Annotated in this window: 13 protein-coding genes and 1 pseudogene; 11 read left to right on the forward strand and 3 right to left on the reverse strand. The window is 45.0% G+C overall.

Annotation, left to right across the window (positions count from 1 at the left end):
- Nucleotides 1–250: 250 nt before the first annotated feature.
- From secE to rpoC, 8 genes are all read left to right on the forward strand, one after another.
- A complete protein-coding gene (secE, locus tag AB4503_RS24940) occupies nucleotides 251–628 on the forward strand; it encodes a preprotein translocase subunit SecE (protein ID WP_010435558.1) in 378 nt (125 codons plus the stop codon).
- A 13-nt stretch (nucleotides 629–641) separates the two neighbouring features.
- Nucleotides 642–1,190 (forward strand): transcription termination/antitermination protein NusG, encoded by a 549-nt coding sequence (gene nusG / locus AB4503_RS24945; RefSeq protein WP_010435556.1) that lies wholly within the window; start codon nucleotides 642–644, stop codon nucleotides 1,188–1,190.
- Nucleotides 1,191–1,403: 213 nt separating this feature from the next.
- A complete protein-coding gene (rplK, locus tag AB4503_RS24950; protein WP_010435555.1) occupies nucleotides 1,404–1,832 on the forward strand; it encodes a 50S ribosomal protein L11 in 429 nt (142 codons plus the stop codon).
- 4 nt (nucleotides 1,833–1,836) lie between these two features.
- Nucleotides 1,837–2,541: a 50S ribosomal protein L1 gene (rplA, locus tag AB4503_RS24955; protein ID WP_017060523.1), complete on the forward strand. Its 705-nt coding sequence runs from the start codon at nucleotides 1,837–1,839 to the stop codon at nucleotides 2,539–2,541.
- A gap of 250 nt (nucleotides 2,542–2,791) precedes the next feature.
- Entirely contained in the window at nucleotides 2,792–3,286 is a 495-nt protein-coding gene (gene rplJ, locus AB4503_RS24960; protein WP_017060524.1) for a 50S ribosomal protein L10, read from the forward strand.
- Between the two features lie 57 nt (nucleotides 3,287–3,343).
- Nucleotides 3,344–3,712 carry a 50S ribosomal protein L7/L12 gene (gene rplL / locus AB4503_RS24965; RefSeq protein ID WP_017060525.1) on the forward strand — a complete coding sequence of 123 codons (369 nt, stop codon included), beginning with the start codon at nucleotides 3,344–3,346 and terminating at the stop codon, nucleotides 3,710–3,712.
- Between the two features lie 235 nt (nucleotides 3,713–3,947).
- Nucleotides 3,948–7,976 (forward strand): DNA-directed RNA polymerase subunit beta, encoded by a 4,029-nt coding sequence (rpoB, locus tag AB4503_RS24970; RefSeq protein ID WP_017065638.1) that lies wholly within the window; start codon nucleotides 3,948–3,950, stop codon nucleotides 7,974–7,976.
- A 92-nt stretch (nucleotides 7,977–8,068) separates the two neighbouring features.
- On the forward strand, nucleotides 8,069–12,271 hold the full coding sequence (rpoC, locus tag AB4503_RS24975) for a DNA-directed RNA polymerase subunit beta' (protein WP_017068865.1): 4,203 nt from the start codon (nucleotides 8,069–8,071) through the stop codon (nucleotides 12,269–12,271).
- Between the two features lie 330 nt (nucleotides 12,272–12,601).
- On the opposite strand, the gene AB4503_RS24980 is transcribed toward rpoC, so the two are convergent.
- Nucleotides 12,602–13,099: an Rsd/AlgQ family anti-sigma factor gene (locus AB4503_RS24980; RefSeq protein ID WP_032546263.1), complete on the reverse strand. Its 498-nt coding sequence runs from the start codon at nucleotides 13,097–13,099 to the stop codon at nucleotides 12,602–12,604.
- Nucleotides 13,100–13,264: 165 nt separating this feature from the next.
- Between AB4503_RS24980 and nudC the strand changes: the two genes are divergently transcribed.
- Both nudC and hemE read left to right on the forward strand, forming a co-directional pair.
- Nucleotides 13,265–14,074 (forward strand): NAD(+) diphosphatase, encoded by an 810-nt coding sequence (gene nudC, locus AB4503_RS24985; protein WP_372115876.1) that lies wholly within the window; start codon nucleotides 13,265–13,267, stop codon nucleotides 14,072–14,074.
- Between the two features lie 299 nt (nucleotides 14,075–14,373).
- Complete coding sequence (hemE, locus tag AB4503_RS24990; protein WP_017060530.1) at nucleotides 14,374–15,441, forward strand: uroporphyrinogen decarboxylase; 1,068 nt, start codon at nucleotides 14,374–14,376, stop codon at nucleotides 15,439–15,441.
- Nucleotides 15,442–15,544: 103 nt separating this feature from the next.
- Here hemE and AB4503_RS24995 read toward each other — a convergent pair.
- Nucleotides 15,545–16,118, reverse strand: a pseudogene (locus AB4503_RS24995) (uracil-DNA glycosylase family protein).
- Complete coding sequence (locus tag AB4503_RS25000) at nucleotides 16,118–17,044, reverse strand: D-2-hydroxyacid dehydrogenase (protein ID WP_017063654.1); 927 nt, start codon at nucleotides 17,042–17,044, stop codon at nucleotides 16,118–16,120. Before AB4503_RS25000 ends, AB4503_RS24995 begins: the two are co-directional and overlap by 1 nt.
- Nucleotides 17,045–17,115: 71 nt before the next feature.
- Here AB4503_RS25000 and AB4503_RS25005 point away from each other — a divergent pair, with 71 nt between their 5' ends.
- A complete protein-coding gene (locus tag AB4503_RS25005) occupies nucleotides 17,116–17,703 on the forward strand; it encodes a YjaG family protein (RefSeq protein WP_017062699.1) in 588 nt (195 codons plus the stop codon).
- Nucleotides 17,704–17,768 lie beyond the last annotated feature (65 nt).

Here is a 17,768-nt window from a genome sequence, read left to right on the forward strand (position 1 = left end):
GGTGTTGTAGCTAAAATCTTTGCATAAGATTTGACGAACCACTAGTAAAAAGGGCATCATTTGATGCCCTTTTTCTGCGCTAAAAAAAGAGTTGGATGTTTTGACATCGATTTTTGCTCTTAGCAAAGAATTAAACGGTCTTTTTGACTAAAATGACTGTTAGATGTGTTGTTTTGCAACGCAAAGGAATGTGCCCTGCAACAGCGGGGTTATTGTCGTCTATATTTAAGACTTATCACAGGTTGGTTTTATGAAAGCAAACGCTGAAACTCCTGATAGCTCAGGTGCAGCAGATACAATGAAGTGGATTGTCGCTTTTGTTCTGTTGGCTGCTGCTGTTGTGGGTAATTACCTGTATGGTGAATTGTCTGTTGTAATTCGCGCTGCAGGTGTAGTTGTGCTGATTGCTGCCGCACTAGGCGTTGCAGCAACAACAACTAAAGGTAAAGCTGCGATCGATTTTGCAAAAGAATCTCGTATGGAGATTCGTAAAGTTGTTTGGCCTACTCGCCAAGAAACTATGCAAACTACATTGATCGTTTTAGCTGTATGTATTGTTATGTCTCTAGTGCTTTGGGGAATTGACGGCATTATGGTCCGTCTAGTTTCTCTAGCAACTGGGGTGTAGAGGGTTCTGATTCATGAGTGAAGCTCCAAAAAAACGTTGGTATGTAGTTCAAGCCTTTTCTGGCTTTGAAGGTCGTGTTGCACAGTCGCTACGCGAGCATATTAAAATGCACAACATGGAAGAACTATTTGGCGATGTGCTAGTACCTACTGAAGAAGTAGTGGAAATGCGTGCAGGCCAACGCCGTAAAAGTGAACGTAAATTCTTCCCTGGCTACGTATTAGTTCAAATGATCATGAATGATGAATCATGGCACTTAGTACGCAGCATTCCGCGTGTTATGGGCTTCATTGGTGGTACCTCTGATCGTCCTGCACCAATCACTGATAAAGAAGCTGATGCTATCTTGAACCGTCTAGAGAAAGCGAGCGAGTCTCCACGTCCTAAGACAATGTTCGAAGCGGGTGAAGTGGTTCGTGTGAACGATGGTCCATTTGCTGACTTCAACGGTACTGTTGAAGAAGTAGATTACGAGAAAAGCCGCATTAAGGTATCTGTATCGATCTTTGGTCGTGCAACACCGGTTGAGCTTGAATTTGGTCAGGTTGAAAAACTGGACTAAAACTCTAAGTTTTGAACAAGCTGTGGATAAATACTTCATAAGTTGTTCAAAATAAAAGAGTATAAAAAATCACCTTTTTAGGGTTGTTAAAGGCGCGAATTATGATTATAATTTCGCGCCTTTTTGCTTCTGTAGAAGTGAAAAAGAGTTAATTGAATTTATGGGGAGCTCGCCTTGCGGCTAGCGCATGTACCCAAAATATTAGGAAATATCATGGCTAAGAAAGTTGAAGCTTATATCAAACTGCAAGTTGCAGCTGGTATGGCAAACCCAAGTCCACCGGTTGGTCCTGCTCTAGGTCAACACGGCGTGAACATCATGGAATTCTGTAAAGCGTTCAACGCAAAAACAGAATCTGTTGAGAAAGGTCTACCTACTCCAGTAGTTATTACTGTTTACAACGACCGTTCTTTCACGTTCGTAACTAAGACTCCACCTGCTGCTGTTCTTCTTAAGAAAGCTGCTGGCGTTAAGTCTGGTTCAGGTCGTCCAAACACTGAGAAAGTTGGTACTGTTACTGACGCTCAAGTTCAGGAAATCGCAGAAACTAAAGCTGCTGATATGACTGGTGCTGACATCGAAGCAATGAAACGTTCTATTGCTGGTACTGCTCGTTCAATGGGCCTAGTGGTAGAGGGATAAGATCATGGCTAAACTTACTAAGCGTATGCGCGTAATCCGCGACAAAGTTGACTCAACTAAAGAATACGAAATCAGCGAAGCTGTTGCTCTTCTTAAAGAACTAGCGACTGCTAAATTCGTTGAGTCTGTAGATGTTGCTGTTAACCTAGGCATCGATGCTCGTAAATCTGACCAAAACGTTCGTGGCGCAACAGTGCTACCTCACGGTACTGGCCGTGACATCCGCGTTGCTGTTTTCACTCAAGGTGCAAACGCAGAAGCTGCTAAAGCTGCTGGCGCAGATATCGTTGGTATGGAAGATCTTGCTGAGCAAGTGAAAAAAGGCGAAATGAACTTCGACGTAGTTGTTGCTTCTCCAGATGCAATGCGTGTTGTTGGTCAACTAGGTACAATCCTAGGTCCACGCGGCCTTATGCCAAACCCTAAAGTTGGTACTGTAACTCCTAACGTTGCTGAAGCGGTTAAGAACGCTAAAGCTGGTCAGGTTCGTTACCGTAACGACAAGAACGGCATCATCCACACTACTATCGGTAAAGCATCTTTCGAAGCTAGCCAGCTTCAAGAGAACCTAGAAGCTCTTCTAGTTGCTCTTAAGAAAGCTAAGCCTTCTTCAGCTAAGGGTTCTTACCTGAAGAAAGTAAGCATCTCTACTACGATGGGTGCTGGTGTTGCTGTTGATCAAGCTAGTCTTGACACTCAAGCAAACTAATTTGCTTAGGCGCAGATTTAGTGTATACTTCTGCGCCTAATATTTGTGGTTGGGTGGTTTTAAAGCAATTTGAAATCATCTATCCCAAGACCGTAGGCGCTGTCGATTTTCATTAGATTATTGATAGCTTAATAAAACCTACGTAGGCGATGTTGTGGTTTGAAATGAATTTATTCATTTTTAAATAACATCGTAAACGCTCATTACATTTTGTATTGAGTGCTGTAATCACAACCAGAGGTTAATCCAAATGGCTTTAAATCTTCAAGACAAAAAAGCAATTGTTGCTGAAGTCAACGAAGCTGCCAGTGGTGCACTTTCTGCAGTTGTAGCTGATTCTCGTGGCGTTGAAGTTGGCGCAATGACTTCTCTACGTAAACAAGCTCGCGAAGCGGGTGTTTACATGAAAGTTGTTCGTAACACACTAGCACGCCGTGCGGTTCAGGGTACAGACTACGAGTGTCTAGTAGACACTTTCACTGGTCCAACTCTGATCGCGTTCTCTAACGAGCACCCAGGTGCTGCAGCGCGTCTTTTCAAAGACTTCGCTAAAGAGAACAAAGATTTCGAGATCAAAGCTGCTGCATTTGAAGGCGCAGTTACTGATGCTGAAGTACTAGCGACACTACCAACTTACGACGAAGCTATCGCACGCCTAATGATGTGCATGAAAGAAGCTTCTGCTGGCAAGCTGGTTCGTACTATCGCTGCACTACGTGACCAAAAAGAAGAAGCAGCGGCTTAAGCCTTGCTTTTCACTGGTTGCAAATTAAACTTATTGTTGACTTAAAAGAGAATTGTTATGTCTATTACTAACGAGCAAATCCTAGACGCAGTTGCAGAAATGTCTGTAATGCAAGTTGTTGAGCTTATCGAAGCTATGGAAGAGAAATTCGGCGTTTCAGCTGCAGCTGCAGTTGTAGCTGGTGGCGCAGCTGGCGGCGACGCTGCTGCTGAGCAAACTGAATTCGACGTAATCCTAACTGCTGCTGGCGCTAACAAAGTACAAGTTATCAAAGCTGTACGTGGCGCAACTGGCCTAGGTCTTAAAGAAGCTAAAGGTCTTGTAGACTCAGCTCCTGCAGCGCTTAAAGAAGGCGTTGACAAAGCTGAAGCTGAAGCTCTTAAAGCACAGCTAGAAGAAGCTGGCGCTTCTGTTGAAATCAAGTAATTATTACTTAATTTCATAGCCGCAAGGCTAATGGCTGGTGGTTTATTAACCACCGGCCTTTTTGCGCTGTAGGGCTATGACGAAATTTCCGCTGTTTAACCGTCATAATCCGAGCAAAAAAACAGTCATTTTTTCGAAATGATTGTTCACTACCACTAAACAGCTGTTTGTCACCACCCCCTCTGAAGAGTGTTTTGGGTGGTTTGGGTCACTTATCAGCGAGCTGAGGAACCCCATGGTTTACTCTTATACCGAGAAAAAGCGCATCCGTAAGGATTTTGGTACTCGTCCACAAGTTTTGGACATTCCATACCTGTTATCGATCCAGCTTGATTCTTTCGACAAATTCATCGAACAGGATCCAGAAGGTCAATACGGTCTTGAAGCTGCTTTCCGTTCTGTATTTCCAATTCAGAGCTACAACGGCAATTCTGAGCTGCAATACGTTAGCTACCGTCTTGGTGAGCCAGTTTTTGACGTTAAAGAATGTCAAATCCGCGGTGTTACTTACTCAAAGCCACTACGCGTAAAACTACGTCTAGTTATCTTTGATCGAGATGCACCAGCAGGTACTGTAAAAGACATTAAAGAACAAGAAGTCTACATGGGCGAAATTCCGCTTATGACAGACAATGGTACTTTCGTAATTAATGGTACCGAGAGGGTTATCGTATCCCAGCTGCACCGAAGCCCAGGCGTGTTCTTCGACAGTGATAAGGGTAAGACCCACTCATCAGGTAAAGTTCTTTATAACGCACGTGTAATTCCTTACCGTGGCTCATGGTTAGACTTTGAGTTCGATCCTAAGGATAACTTATTCGTACGTATCGACCGTCGTCGTAAGCTACCAGCATCGATTATTCTTCGTGCACTTGGTAAATCGACTGAAGAGATCCTAGATCTGTTCTTCGACAAGGTGAACTTCGAAGTTAAAGACCAAACTCTTCTTATGGAGTTGGTTCCTGATCGTCTACGTGGTGAAACTGCGTCATTCGACATCGAAGCAAACGGAAAAACTTACGTTGAGACTGGTCGTCGTGTTACTGCTCGTCATATCCGTCAACTTGAAAAAGATGGCGTTGAGCACATCGAAGTACCAGTAGAGTACATCGTTGGTAAAGTTGCATCTAAAGATTACATCAATGAAGCAACTGGCGAGATCATCGTTGGCGCGAACCAAGAGATTAGCCTAGAAGCACTTGCTAACCTGTCTCAAGCAGGTCACAAGTCTCTACAAACTCTGTTCACGAATGACCTAGATCACGGTCCATTCATGTCAGACACTCTACGTGCAGATAGCACAGTAGATCGCATCTCTGCATTGGTAGAAATCTACCGCATGATGCGTCCTGGCGAGCCACCAACGAAAGAAGCTGCAGAGTCTCTATTCGAAAGCCTATTCTTCTCTGAAGAACGTTACGACCTATCAACTGTAGGCCGTATGAAGTTCAACAGCTCTATCGAGCGTGAAGAAGAAGAAGAGCGCGGTACTCTGGATGAATCAGACATCATCGAAGTGATGAAGAAACTGATTGGTATCCGTAACGGTATTGGTGAAGTGGACGATATCGACCACCTTGGCAACCGTCGTATCCGTTCTGTAGGTGAAATGGCAGAAAACCAATTCCGTGTTGGTCTAGTTCGTGTAGAACGTGCCGTTAAAGAGCGCCTAAGCCTTGGTGACCTTGATGCAATCATGCCTCAAGATCTTATCAACGCTAAGCCGATCTCTGCTGCAGTTAAAGAATTCTTTGGCTCTTCACAGCTTTCACAGTTCATGGACCAAAACAACCCATTGTCAGAAGTTACGCACAAACGTCGTATCTCTGCTTTAGGTCCTGGTGGTCTTACTCGTGAGCGCGCAGGCTTCGAAGTACGTGACGTTCACGTAACTCACTACGGTCGTCTATGTCCGATCGAAACGCCTGAAGGTCCAAACATCGGTCTAATTAACTCACTATCTGCGTTTGCACGTTGTAACGATTACGGTTTCCTAGAAACTCCGTACCGTCGTGTAGTAGATGGTGTAGTAACAGAAGAAGTTGATTACCTGTCTGCAATCCAGGAAGGTCAATTCGTAATCGCGCAAGCAAACACCATTCTTACTGAAGAAGGTACGTTTGCAGATGAGCTAATCACAGCTCGTCAAAAAGGTGAATCTGGTCTTCACCCACGCGATCACGTTGACTACATGGACGTTGCGACAAACCAAGTAGTATCTATCGCTGCTTCGCTTATCCCGTTCCTAGAACACGATGATGCGAACCGTGCATTGATGGGTGCCAACATGCAACGTCAAGCTGTACCAACACTTAAGGCTGATAAGCCTCTAGTAGGTACAGGTATCGAACGTAACATCGCAGTTGACTCTGGTGTTACAGCGGTTGCTAAACGTGGTGGTCAAGTTCAGTCTGTAGACGCTTCTCGTATCGTAGTTAAGGTTAACGAAGATGAATTGGTACCTGGCGAAGCTGGTATCGATATCTACAACCTAACTAAGTACACGCGTTCGAACCAAAACACATGTATTAACCAACGTCCAACTGTACTTCCTGGTGAACCAGTTGCACGCGGCGATGTTCTTGCTGATGGTCCTTCAACAGACCTTGGTGAACTAGCTCTTGGCCAAAACATGCGTATCGCATTCATGCCTTGGAACGGTTACAACTTCGAAGACTCGATCTTAGTATCTGAGCGCGTAGTTCAAGAAGACCGTTTCACGACAATCCACATCCAAGAACTATCTTGTGTGGCTCGTGATACTAAGCTGGGTTCTGAAGAGATCACAGCTGATATTCCAAACGTAGGTGAGTCTGCTCTGTCTAAACTAGACGAGTCAGGTATCGTTTACATTGGTGCTGAAGTTAAGGGTGGCGACATCCTAGTTGGTAAAGTAACCCCTAAAGGTGAAACTCAACTGACTCCTGAAGAGAAGCTACTACGTGCTATCTTCGGTGAGAAAGCATCTGATGTTAAAGATACTTCTCTACGTGTACCAAACTCTGTTTCGGGTACTATCATCGATGTACAAGTCTTCACTCGCGATGGCGTAGAGAAAGACAAGCGTGCACTTGAAATCGAACAGATGCAGCTTAAAGAAGCTAAGAAAGACCTAACTGAAGAGTTCCAAATTCTTGAGGGTGGCCTTCTTAACCGTGTTAAAGCTGTACTTCTGTCTGGTGGTTACTCTGAAGCTAAGCTTGATACTATCGGTCGTAAGCAATGGCTAGAGCAAGTTCTAGAAGACGATGCGCTACAAACACAGCTTGAGCAACTTGCTGAGCAGTGGGATGAGCTAAAAGCAGACTTCGATAAGAAGTTTGAAACTAAGCGTCGTAAAATCACTCAAGGTGATGATCTAGCGCCTGGCGTTCTTAAGATTGTTAAAGTTTACCTAGCGGTTAAACGTCGTATCCAGCCTGGTGATAAGATGGCCGGTCGTCACGGTAACAAAGGTGTAATCTCTAAGATTAACCCTGTTGAAGACATGCCATACGATGAGAAAGGTCAGCCTGTAGACATCGTACTTAACCCGCTGGGTGTACCATCGCGTATGAACATCGGTCAGATCCTAGAAGTTCACTTAGGTTTGGCTGCGAAAGGTATCGGTGACAAGATCAACCAAATGGTTAAGGAACAACAAGAACTGCATAAGTTCCGTGAGTTCCTACAGAAGGTTTACGATCTTGGTGATACTCGTCAGAAAGTTGATATTGCTGAACTGTCTGATGATCAAGTTCGTACACTGATCAAGAACCTACGTGGCGGTCTACCGATTGCTACTCCTGTGTTCGACGGTGCTTCTGAGTCTCTAATCAAAGAACTACTTAAACTGGGTGATCTGCCAGAATCTGGTCAGCTTAAACTGTTTGATGGTCGTACTGGTGATTCGTTTGAGCGTCCTGTAACTGTTGGTTACATGTACATGCTGAAACTGAACCACTTGGTTGATGACAAGATGCATGCTCGTTCAACTGGTTCTTACAGCCTAGTAACTCAGCAACCACTTGGTGGTAAAGCTCAGTTCGGTGGTCAGCGTTTCGGTGAGATGGAAGTATGGGCACTAGAAGCATACGGTGCTGCATATACTCTACAAGAAATGCTAACAGTTAAGTCAGATGACGTTAACGGCCGTACTAAGATGTATAAGAACATCGTAGACGGTAACCATAGCATGGAACCTGGTATGCCTGAGTCGTTCAACGTACTGTTGAAAGAGATTCGCTCGCTAGGTATCAACATCGAGCTAGAAGACGAAGAGTAATCCCTCCTTCTTTTTAAAAGAAGATAGGATTATTTGGTAAAAGGGAGCTTGCTACAGCAGTGAGCTCCTTTAACTCCTTACAGGAGCTGAATGTGAAAGACTTATTAAACTTTCTAAAAGCACAGCATAAGACCGAAGAATTTGATGCAATCAAAATCGGTCTATCTTCACCAGACATGATCCGTTCATGGTCTTTTGGTGAAGTTAAAAAGCCGGAAACAATTAACTATCGTACGTTCAAACCTGAACGTGATGGTCTGTTCTGTGCACGTATTTTTGGTCCAGTTAAAGACTACGAATGTCTTTGTGGCAAATACAAGCGCCTGAAGCACCGTGGTGTTATCTGTGAGAAGTGTGGCGTTGAAGTTACACAAACTAAAGTTCGTCGTGACCGCATGGGCCACATCGAGCTAGCTTCACCAGTTGCTCACATCTGGTTCCTAAAATCACTGCCGTCTCGTATCGGTCTACTAATGGATATCCCTCTACGTGATATCGAACGTGTTCTTTACTTCGAGATGTACGTAGTAACTGAACCAGGTATGACTGATCTAGAAAAATCTCAGATGCTTACTGAAGAAGAGTATCTGGATCGTCTAGAAGAGTGGGGTGACGAATTTACTGCTAAGATGGGTGCTGAAGCGATCAAAGATCTGCTTGCAACAATGGACCTTCATCAAGAAGTGGAAGAAATGCGCGAAGAGTTAGAAACGACTAACTCAGAAACTAAGCGTAAAAAAGTTACTAAGCGCCTGAAGCTAGTTGAAGCGTTCATTGCATCGGGTAACGATCCGCAATGGATGATTCTGACTGTACTTCCGGTTCTGCCGCCAGATCTACGTCCTCTAGTACCACTAGATGGCGGTCGTTTTGCGACTTCAGATCTGAACGACCTTTACCGTCGTGTGATCAACCGTAACAACCGTTTGAAGCGCCTTCTAGAGCTAGCTGCTCCGGACATCATCGTACGTAACGAAAAGCGTATGCTGCAAGAGTCTGTTGATGCACTTCTAGATAACGGTCGTCGTGGTCGTGCTATCACTGGTTCTAACAAGCGTCCTCTGAAATCTCTTGCTGATATGATCAAGGGTAAACAAGGTCGTTTCCGTCAGAACCTTCTAGGTAAACGTGTAGACTACTCTGGCCGTTCTGTAATCACAGTAGGTCCATACCTTCGTCTACATCAGTGTGGTCTTCCTAAGAAGATGGCACTTGAGCTATTTAAGCCGTTCATCTACAGCAAGCTAGAAACTCGTGGCATGGCTACGACAATCAAAGCTGCTAAGAAGATGGTAGAGCGCGAAGAAGCTATCGTTTGGGATATCCTGGACGAAGTAATCCGCGAACACCCAGTACTGCTTAACCGTGCACCTACACTTCACCGTCTAGGTATCCAAGCGTTTGAACCAGTACTAATCGAAGGTAAAGCGATTCAGCTTCACCCACTAGTGTGTGCGGCATACAACGCCGACTTCGATGGTGACCAAATGGCGGTACACGTGCCTCTAACTCTAGAAGCACAGCTTGAAGCACGTACACTGATGATGTCGACGAATAACATTCTGTCGCCAGCGTCAGGTGATCCGATCATCGTACCTTCTCAGGACGTTGTATTGGGTCTTTACTACATGACACGTGACAAGATCAACGTGAAAGGCGAAGGTATGTACCTTGCTGGCCCTGCTGAGGCTGAAAAGGCATACCGTACTAAGACTGCTGAGCTACACGCTCGCGTTAAAGTACGTATCACCGAGACTGTAGTAGACGAAGATGGTAACAGCACTACTGAAACGAAGATGGTTGATACAACTGTCGGCCGTGCAATGCTATGGCAAATCGTTCCAGCTGGCCTACCGTACAGCATCGTTAACCAAAAGTTAGGTAAGAAGCAGATCTCTACTCTTCTTAACGAGTGTTACCGTAAGCTTGGTCTAAAAGATACAGTAGTATTTGCTGACCAAATCATGTACGCAGGTTTTGCATACGCTGCACTTTCTGGTGTTTCTGTAGGTATCGACGATATGGTTGTACCTCAAGCGAAATACGATGAAATTGAATCTGCTGAAGAAGAAGTTCGCGAAATCCAAGAGCAATTCCAATCTGGTCTTGTTACTGCGGGTGAGCGTTACAACAAAGTTATCGATATCTGGGCATCTACGAATGACCGCGTTGCGAAAGCAATGATGGATAACCTATCTTCTGAAACAGTTATCAACCGTGACGGCGAAGAAGAACAGCAAGAATCGTTCAACAGCATCTACATGATGGCCGACTCGGGCGCACGTGGTTCTGCAGCTCAGATTCGTCAGCTAGCAGGTATGCGTGGTCTGATGGCGCGTCCAGATGGTTCAATCATCGAAACGCCGATCACAGCGAACTTTAAAGAAGGTCTAAACGTCCTTCAGTACTTTATCTCAACGCACGGTGCTCGTAAGGGGCTTGCGGATACAGCACTGAAAACAGCAAACTCAGGTTACCTAACTCGTCGTCTAGTAGACGTTGCTCAAGACGTTGTAGTACACGAACATGACTGTGGCACGCATGAAGGTATTGACATGATGCCTCACATCGAAGGTGGTGACGTTAAAGTTGCACTTTCTGAGCTTGCTCTAGGTCGTGTAGTAGCTGAAGACGTTCTTAAGCCTGGTACTGAAGATGTACTGATTCCACGTAATACTCTGATTGATGAGAAGTGGTGTCAAATCATGGAAGACAACTCAGTAGATAGCATGAAAGTGCGCTCTGTTGTTACCTGTGATGCAGACTTCGGTTGTTGTGCACAGTGTTACGGTCGTGACCTAGCACGTGGTCACCTAGTGAACCAAGGTGAAGCAGTTGGTGTTATCGCTGCACAATCTATCGGTGAACCGGGTACACAGCTAACGATGCGTACGTTCCACATCGGTGGTGCGGCATCTACTGCAGCAGCAGAGAACAGCATCCAAGCTAAGACAACTGGTACTGTGAAACTTCACAATGCTAAGTTCGTAGTTAACAAAGATAAGAAACTGGTTATCACTTCTCGTGCATCTGAGATGACGATTATTGATGAATTCGGCCGTACTAAAGAGAAGCACAAACTTCCTTACGGTTCGATGCTAACCAAAGGCGACAACGCAGCAGTTACTGCTGGTGAAGTTGTAGCTAACTGGGAAGCGCATACCATGCCAATCATCACTGAAGTGGCAGGTCGTATCCAATTCGTAGATATGATCGATGGTATTACAGTTTCTCGTCAAACTGACGATCTAACGGGCCTTTCTTCAAGTGAAGTTACAGACGCAGCAGCTCGCCCAGCAGCAGGTAAAGATATGCGTCCAGCTATCAAACTTGTTGATGAGCAAGGTAACGACGTAATGATCCCTGGTACAGAGATGCCAGCTCACTACTTCCTACCTGGCAAAGCGATTGTAAACATCGAAGATGGCGCTGAAGTTGGCATTGGTGACACACTATCTCGTATCCCTCAAAAATCGAGCGGAAACAAAGATATCACCGGTGGTCTACCACGCGTAGCTGACCTATTCGAAGCTCGTAAGCCTAAAGAGCCTGCGATCCTTGCTGAGCACACAGGTACTGTGTCTTTCGGTAAAGAAACGAAAGGTAAGCGTCGTCTAGTAATCACTCGTGAAGGCGGTGACGCTTACGAAGAGATGATTCCTAAGCATCGTCAATTGAACGTGTTCGAAGGTGAGAAGATTGAACGTGGTGATGTAATCGCCGACGGTCCTGAAACTCCACACGATATCCTGCGTCTACGTGGTATCCACGCAGTAACTCAGTACATCGCGAACGAAGTTCAAGAAGTTTACCGCTTACAAGGCGTAAAGATTAACGATAAGCACATCGAGACTATCGTTCGTCAAATGCTACGTAAGTGTACAATCACTCATTCTGGTGACTCTCCGTTCCTACCTGGCGAACAAGTTGAGTACCACAATGTTAAGATTGCTAACCGTAAGCTAGAAGCTGAAGGTAAAGAACTAGTACGTTTCGAACGTGATCTACTAGGTATTACTAAAGCATCTCTTGCAACTGAGTCATTCATCTCAGCTGCATCGTTCCAAGAAACGACTCGCGTACTAACAGAAGCTGCGGTTTCTGGTAAGCGTGATGACCTTCGCGGTCTGAAAGAGAACGTAATTGTTGGTCGTCTGATCCCAGCTGGTACTGGTTTCGCATACCACCAAGAGCGTCAAAAACAACGTGAAGAAGAGCAAGAAGGTCCTTCAGCTGAACAAGCTACTGACAATCTAGCAGCACTTCTAAACGCTGGTTTCTCTTCAGAAGAGTAAGCTCTACGAGTAGTCTCTAAGAGATAAGAAAAAGGCACCTTCGGGTGCCTTTTTTGTATCTGGCGTATTGGTATTTAGCTATGACTTATAAAGTGATAGGTGTGCTTATCTAGCTGGTGAGGTTGGATTTATGTCCTGAAGAGTGCTCTTTGAGGCCAGTAAGATAAAGGGTAGAGATGTCTAGGCTGATTAGGGCTGTAACCATATGCTTATGGCTAAAGGTCAGGGCGAGCGAGTAAGCTCTGTCTGAAAGGTTCTGGGTAGTTTGGATAACCTTACAGACAAAACAAAAAGCTTGCACAGAGGCAAGCTTATTAAGGATTCGGCTAACTAAGCGCCTGGTGGAATCGCTAAACTGTCTGCAATAAGCTGGATAAGATTATCTTCTACTTCAAAACGTAGTTCGAGTAGTTCACCTACTTTGGACATATCTCCTTCGAAGTTAGGCAACTCATCGTCTGCATTTACTTTAACGTACTTATCATTGAATTCTAGAAGCGGCTCGGTTGTAAGTACGATCTTCGCGTAAGTTGTATCAATCTCGTCATTGGTTTTAAAGCCTGTTGCTTGCCATTTTTTCATGACCATATCGTAGATCTTAAAATGACCCTCTGAGATATAATCGACAACATGATCACAGAATGAGCTTATTTCTTTAGGGGAAGGGAGTTCAACAACGTTTGATTGCCCGTTGCTAGCTGGCTGCAAGGCACCTAGCTTACAATACTCAACGATTAGAGACTGTCGAGTTTCGAGCCAATGATCGATGACCTCATTAGAGCCACCCCATTGTTCTTGTATTTGTTTGAATTTATTTAGCATGACCATGTCCTCATGATCTGATCACAACCTTGTGATCAAGTAATTGCCTAAGCAGGGTCCGTTTTATTGGTAGCTACTAAAAGTAATAGCTTGAAATATTCTCTGCTACAACTCTAGTATGAAATTAGATTGCCAGTAAAATGAACGAACTGCAAGCAATGAGGCATAGGGATGTTAAAAAAAAGTGATAACAAAATGACAGAGCAAGCTTATTGGTGCGTCGTTTCTGGTAGTGATATTTGGGTTAATAATGATCAGTTTCCGTTTGGCTCTGCTGAAGAGCTTGGGCTGAGTGTGGAGCATGCAATCTGTATTGGTCAGCATCAAGGTCGCAAGGTGTATTGGCTCAACGATTGTGATGTGGAGAATGAGCTGAGCATGGTCAGCCTAAGAGAGTTACTGCACTGGCCTGAAGTGAGTTTCTTGACTGCAAGCAAAGCCATCCAATATGGGCATATGACTCAAAGTATGCGTTTTTGCCCTCAGTGTGGTGGTCGAAATCATCTCAACCATAACCAGGTGGCGATGCAGTGTGGAGATTGCCGCACACTTCATTATCCTCGTATCTTCCCGTGCATCATTGTCGCTGTACGAAACGACAACAAGATATTGCTTGCGCAGCACCCAAGACATAAGACAGGTATGTATACCGTGATAGCGGGCTTCCTAGAGGTCGGAGAGACCTTAGAGCAGTGTGTGGCAAGAGAAGTCAAAGAAGAAACGGGTATCGATGTCGATAATATTCGTTATTTTGGCAGCCAGCCATGGGCGTTTCCATCGAGTATGATGATGGGCTTTCTCGCAGATTATGCTGGTGGTACGCTCAAGCCTGACTACAGCGAGCTATCGGATGCTCAATGGGTTGACGTAACAAGCCTGCCTGATGTTGCTCCTGTTGGAACCATTGCGAGACAGTTGATTGAGAAAACCGTTGATGACGTGATGAAAGATGGTGTGACTGAGCAGATACTAGAGCACTAATTTGCCTGTGATAGTATTTGGCCTATGGGTGTTCAAAAGCTAAAAAAAACCCTCCACAAGTGGAGGGGGTAAGTAAGATGTTGTTATGAGATGCTGAGTAGTGACTACTCAGATGTTATAATTGTAATTTTCGCTAGCGAACAAATTTTTAACATGCTCCCGTAATTGGGTGCAAATTAAGCATTGATTTAAAAGTTAATAACTTGATCTAGGTTGCAAAGCACACAGCTTTTACCCTTCAATCAGTGTTAGAATACTTGCCATCAAAACTAGACAAGATTGAATTGGAATTTAACGGAATGACCGAATTAAAAAACGATCGCTATTTACGCGCACTTTTAAAACAGCCTGTTGATTACACACCGGTATGGATGATGCGCCAAGCTGGCCGCTATCTTCCTGAGTACAAAGCAACGCGCGCTGAAGCGGGCGATTTCATGTCTTTGTGCAAAAACGCTGAACTGGCATCAGAAGTAACACTTCAACCTTTACGTCGTTTCCCGCTTGATGCGGCAATCTTGTTCTCAGACATCCTAACTATCCCTGATGCAATGGGCTTAGGTTTGTACTTTGAAACAGGTGAAGGTCCTAAGTTTGAGCGTCCTATCACGTGTAAAGCTGACGTAGAGAAGATTGGCCTACCAGATCCAGAAGGTGAGCTTCAATACGTAATGAATGCCGTTCGTCAGATCCGTAAAGACCTGAAAGGCGAAGTGCCACTGATTGGTTTCTCTGGTAGCCCATGGACTCTAGCGACATACATGGTTGAAGGTGGAAGCTCTAAAGCATTCACTAAGATCAAGAAGATGATGTACGCAGAACCACAAACGCTGCACCTGCTTCTAGATAAGCTGGCTGACAGTGTTATCGAATACCTGAACGCGCAAATTAAAGCGGGTGCTCAATCGGTAATGGTATTTGATACATGGGGTGGTGTACTGACTCCTCGTGACTACAACCTATTCTCACTGCAATACATGCACAAAATCGTTGATGGCCTAATCCGTGAAAACGAAGGTCGTCGAGTACCGGTTACTCTGTTCACTAAGAACGGTGGCATGTGGCTTGAGTCTATCGCAGCAACAGGTTGTGATGCGGTTGGTCTAGACTGGACTATCAACATCGCAGATGCAAAAGCTCGCATCGGCGACAAAGTTGCTCTGCAAGGTAACATGGATCCTTCAATGCTTTACGCTCAACCTGAACGTATTCGCGAAGAAGTGGGCAGCATCCTTGAAGGCTTCGGTGACGGTGGTACAGGTCATGTATTTAACCTAGGCCACGGTATCCACTTAGATGTACCGCCAGAGAATGCTGGTGTATTCGTTGACGCTGTTCACGAATTGTCTAAGCCTTACCACAAGTAATTCTGAGTAAGATTATTGAAAGCGCTGTTGGGAAACCAACAGCGCTTTTTTATTGTCTGAAATTGGCATTTGATGGCGGTTTAATCTTATTGTGTGCAGTTAATCAGGCATTTGGATCATGGTAGGCCAAATGCTCTGATATGTGTTTCCTGATATAAGGAATGACTTCATTTTCAAACCAAGGGTTCTTCTTGAGCCAGATATTATTGCGTGGCGAAGGGTGGGGTAATGGCAAAAACTCAGGCGCCCACCTTTGCCAATCACGCACGGTTTCGGTCAATGTGCTGGTGGTTTTGTGCGTACTGGCCAATCAGCAGTGTCATTTGAACATTGGGTAGAGATTGCAGCACTTTGTTGTGCCAAAGCTCCGCGCACTCTTTGCGTGGTGGGAGATCACCACTTTTCCCTTTCCCCGGATAACAAAACCCCATAGGCACAATCGCGACTTTTTGCTCGTCGTAAAAAGTATCGCTATCTATCCCTAACCATCCTCTTAATCGTTCGCCACTGGCGTCATTCCAAGGGATGGACGACTCATGCACCTTGATACCCGGCGCTTGACCTATGATCAGCAAGCGCGCGTTTGGATGCGCTTGAATCACCGGGTTGGCACCGTGTGATAGGTGAGGCTCACAAGCTCGGCATTGTCGAATCTCTTTAAGTAACGAAGAGGACATCAGTAACCTTTATCAAAATCGATGACATGATTAAGTGTAAAGCCATCTCGCCACTGTTTGTAATTCTCTGCGAAGATCTCGACTACTTGTCTTGGCTCACTGAGTGCAGCGATGTGTGGAGTGATGGTGACTTGCGGTAGTTTCCAGAAAGGATGTTCCTGAGAGAGGGGTTCACTTTCAAACACATCTAAAAATGCGTGTTCTACCCATCTGTTTTTTATGGCGAGCAACAAGGCTTTATTGTCGATACTTTCCCCTCGACCGACATTAAACAGCAACACATTAGAGCAGTAACCTAACGTGGTTTGGTTCAACAGCTGATAGGTTTCAGCGGTTGATGGCAAGGTGTTGACCACAATATCGGCCTGCTTAAGGGCAGCCTCTATCTCATTGATGTGGAAAGTCTCTTTAAAGGTTTCTTGTTTGGATGGGATACCCGTACGGTTGACACCTATGGTATGAATACCAAAAGCCGCCGCGGTTTTTGCCAAATGACTGCCGATTGAACCTGTTCCTAAAATCACCATAGTTTTGTCAGTTAGGCTAGTATAAAGCTGTGGCTGCCAGTTTCGTTGTTGTTGATGCTGGTGGTAATGAGGGAAGTGTCTACAGTGACTGATTGTGTAACCCAATACGTATTCTGCGATAGCCGGACCAAAGATGCCTTTGACGTTGGTTAGCGTATAGTCCTGACGCAGATCTGGCTGAGTGAGTTTATTGATTCCGGCATAGGTACTCTGTACCCAGTCTAGCTCTTTAAACTCGCCGAGGCGCTCTGCGATTAGAGGTGGTGACGCCAAGACAATCTGTGCTGATTTGGGGTTTTGAGTGATTTCTAGGTCGGGTAAATCCTGGTTTAGAATCAGTTGCGTATAGGTATCGTCATGCTCAGTAAGAATATAGAGCTTATTCGTAAAATTGTTCATCGGCTTACCTTTTCCCCCCAGGGTTTATCAAGTACACTTTCGCTGTCTTTTTCTGCAATTATTGAGTGACTATGCTTCAGAATCCACTGCAGGTTCGTCTTGAAAAGTTAGAACCTTGGCAACAAATTACCTTTATGGCGTGTCTATGTGAGCGTATGTACCCTAACTATGCCATGTTTTGTGAGAATACAGAATTTGCGGAAGCTCGAATCTATCGTGATGTTTTGGATAGCATTTGGGAAATCCTGACGGTTAAAACAGCAAAGGTGAACTTTGAGCGTCAACTTGAGAAGGTTGAAGAGCTATTCCCTAGCGGTGATGATTTTGATTTTTATGGTGTTTACCCAGCAATGGACGCATGCCAAGGCCTAGCAACGCTAATTCATGGTCTGCTTGACCGTGAACATATGTTGGAAGCGGTAATTAAAGTGAGTCAACAATCGGTGAAGACGGTTGCTGAGCTTGAGTTTGCTCAAGGCGCTGAAGAAGTGACGAACGAAAACCAGAAAGAAAACGAAGCGGTGTGTGAAGAGTGGGACGTTCAGTGGGCCATTTTCCGACCTCTACGTGAAACGACGGAGCGTGACTTAGAGCTGATCAAAGACCTACGCCACGAACTGCGTGAAGACCCAGTCAGTAACATTGGTGTTGCGCTATAATTCGCAATTGCACCAAGGTACGAATAAAAACAAAGGCTCCCTAGGGAGTAATGCCGATCAGTTAA

Origin of the sequence: Vibrio sp. 10N.222.55.B11, assembly GCF_041473705.1 — a bacterium.
GTDB classification, from domain to species: domain Bacteria; phylum Pseudomonadota; class Gammaproteobacteria; order Enterobacterales; family Vibrionaceae; genus Vibrio; species Vibrio crassostreae_C.